We start from the raw sequence: 2,820 nt of genomic DNA, 5'->3' as shown, positions 1-2,820 counted from the left end.
ACCCCCGACCGGCCACCCAGCCGCGCGAGGCCCGGCCGTGCGAGACCTGGCCGAGTGATCGGCACCGCCGGACTCGGCCGGATGATCAGCCGTAACGGGCTCGGCCGGGTGATCGGCCGTGGCGGGCTTGACCGGGTGATCGGCCGTGGCGGGTTCGGCCGGATGATCAGCCGTGGCGGGCTCGGCCGGATGACCGGCCGTGGCGGGCTCGGCCCGTTGATTGGCCGTGGTGAGGTCGGCCGGGCGATCGGAACGGCCAAGGCCGGGTGGATGATCGGAACGGCCAGGGCCGGTCGGGGGGTCGGAACGGCCAGGGTCGGTCGGGTGGTCGGCCGGTTGGCGGTCGCCGTCCTCGTGCTGGGCGGGGCCGGGTGCGCGTCCGTGCCCAGTGGCGGCCAGGTCATCACTGGCAAACCCGCTGAACGAGCCGAACGCGTCGATGACCCCTATGTCCGGCTGATTCCGGTGCAGCCGCGTCCCGAATGGGGGCCCGCGCAGGTCGTCTCCGGATTCCTCGCCGCGTCAGCGAGCTTCGACGACAACCACAAGGTCGCCAGGATGTACCTCAGCGGCCGGAGCTCCTGGAATCCGGGACTTCGCCCGTCCGTGACCGTCTTGAGCAGCCGTATCACCGAGCCGCAGGTCGTCAAGGCGACCGAGAACCAGGCGACGGTGAAGGTCACAGGAGAAGAACTCGGCACCATTTCCACCGACGGTCAGTACACCGCGTCCCCGAAGGGTCTTGAGGCTACGTTCCTGCTTGCGAAGACGCCGCAGGGAGTCTGGCGCATCACCAGCGTTCCCGGGGACGACAAGACCGGACTGCTGCTTTCCAAGGGCGACGTTGAGCGCGCCATGCGCACCGTCAACCTGTTCTTCTTCGCGCCCGACAAGCAGACCCTCGTCCCCAACGGCATCTTCCTGCCCGTCGTGAACCGGCAGACCTTGCCAACGCAACTCGTCCAGGCACTGCTGGACGGCCCTACGTCCTGGCTCAACGGTGCCGTCCAGACGGCCTTTCCGGCCGGAACCCGGCTGCGGCACGGCGTGCACGTCGACAAGGAGGCCGCCACTGTCGACCTCACCAAAGAAGCCCGCGCCGGCAATGTCGAGCAGATGTCGGCACAGCTCAGCTGGACGATGCGGCAACTTTCGGAAATCAAGCGGTGGCGGCTGAGGATCGACGGCGAGACCGTCACCCCCGAGGGCATGGAGTCCACCCAGCCCGTGCACGCCTGGGAGGCCAACTCACCCGACGGTCAGGTTCCGCAGGGCGAGTCCCACCAGAACGCGTACGCCGTTGGCCCGTCTGGCTTCCTCGGGACGCTGGAGAGCGACCGCGCCCAGCCCGTCGTGACCGGTGCCGCCGGGCGCCTCTCCCGCCCCGCCATCGCTCCCGATTACCGGGAATTCGCCGGTCTCAACCCTGCAGGCAATCAGGTTCTGGTGGCCGCACCCCTCACCGGCGCGCCCGCCCCGCGCGTGGTGCTCAACGCGCAGGAAGGGGGGCGCTTCACTGCCCCAACCTGGAGCCGTGACGGAACCCTGTGGGTCGTGGAAACCAAGAAAGACGAATCGTGGCTCTGGGTGCGTCCGCGTGGCAAACCGCCCGTCCGCGCTGCGCACTGGGGGCTGGGCGGCCGCGAGGTACGCGCCTTCCGCGTGGCTCGCGATGGTGTCCGCGCCGCCGTCATCGCACATATCGACGGCCGTCCCCAGATCCAGCTCGGCCGCATCGCCCACGCCCCCGACGGCTCACTGGACGTCGGCTCCTTCCTGCCCGTGAGCTCCGAACTCCAGGACGCCGTCGACCTCGCCTGGCGCGACTACAACACCTTCGCCGTCCTCGGCCGCGCCAAGCGCGACTCGCAGACCCTCCCGTTCCTGATGCCGATCAGCGGCAGCGCCATCACGTCCCTGGGCGTCGGGTCCCTCGGCGAGCCCCGGACGATCGCCGCCGCGCCCGGAGCCCCGATCTTGATCGGCACCCGCTCGTCCGGGAAGGACCAGGTCTGCCGCCAGCGCGCCCCGAGCAACTCCTACAGCCCGTGGATCTGCCCCACCCCGGCCAAGGACCCCACCTACCCCGGCTGACGCGCGCCCCTTCGAGAGTTATCCACAGTTCGCGCAGTTCGAGACGAACCTGCGACGGCGCGGGCATCGTCGTCCCCATGAACCTTCTCGCCGACTTGATCGACCTGCTGCTTCCCGAACGCTGTGCCGGATGCGGCGGGGAACCCGTCCTGCTCTGCGACGCCTGCGCGGTGCCTCTGCAAGGCCCCGCACGACCCGCCAGGACGGCCCCGGACGGCCTCCCGCCCCCGTGGACGGTCGCCACCTACGACGGCCCCTTACGGACGATCCTGTCCGCCTACAAGGAACGTGGCCGAACGGCCCTGGCCGTCCCGCTGGGCGAGGCCCTGGCAACGGCCATCCAGGCTGCTCTGACGAGCCTCGATCCGCCGCAGACCGTGGTATGTGTGCCGTCCAGACGCGGGACCATCAGGCGGCGGGGCCACGACCCCCTCCGCGAGATGGTCGCCGTCGCCCTGCACCGCCTACGCGCCGACGGCATACCGATAACGAGCCTGGACGCCCTGAGACAACGAAGACGGGTGGGCGACCAGGCGGGCCTGACCGCCGCGCAACGCCTCACCAACCTCGACGGCGCCCTGGAAACCACATCACCCGACCTAGCCGGACGCCAGGTGATCCTTGTGGACGACGTCATCACCACAGGCGCCTCCTTAGCCGAGGCGGCCCGCGCCCTACGCGCCGCAGGCGCCACCCCCACGGCCGCCTCGGCTAAGTACTGTCTCT

Annotated in this window: 2 protein-coding genes; both read left to right on the top strand. The window is 70.1% G+C overall.

The window, feature by feature from the left end; genetic code table 11:
• Nucleotides 1-54: 54 nt before the first annotated feature.
• A complete protein-coding gene (locus E1287_RS42885) occupies nucleotides 55-2,094 on the top strand; it encodes an LpqB family beta-propeller domain-containing protein (protein WP_243719840.1) in 2,040 nt (679 codons plus the stop codon).
• Between the two features lie 77 nt (nucleotides 2,095-2,171).
• Nucleotides 2,172-2,820: phosphoribosyltransferase family protein (locus tag E1287_RS42880; RefSeq protein ID WP_131971834.1), on the top strand; the 649-nt coding region annotated here is incomplete at its 3' end.

Origin of the sequence: Actinomadura sp. KC06 (genome assembly GCF_004348735.1) — a bacterium.
Lineage (GTDB): Bacteria > Actinomycetota > Actinomycetes > Streptosporangiales > Streptosporangiaceae > Spirillospora.
The sequence above is the reverse complement of the archived record's forward strand: the minus strand, read 5'-3'. Positions and strand labels throughout refer to the sequence as shown.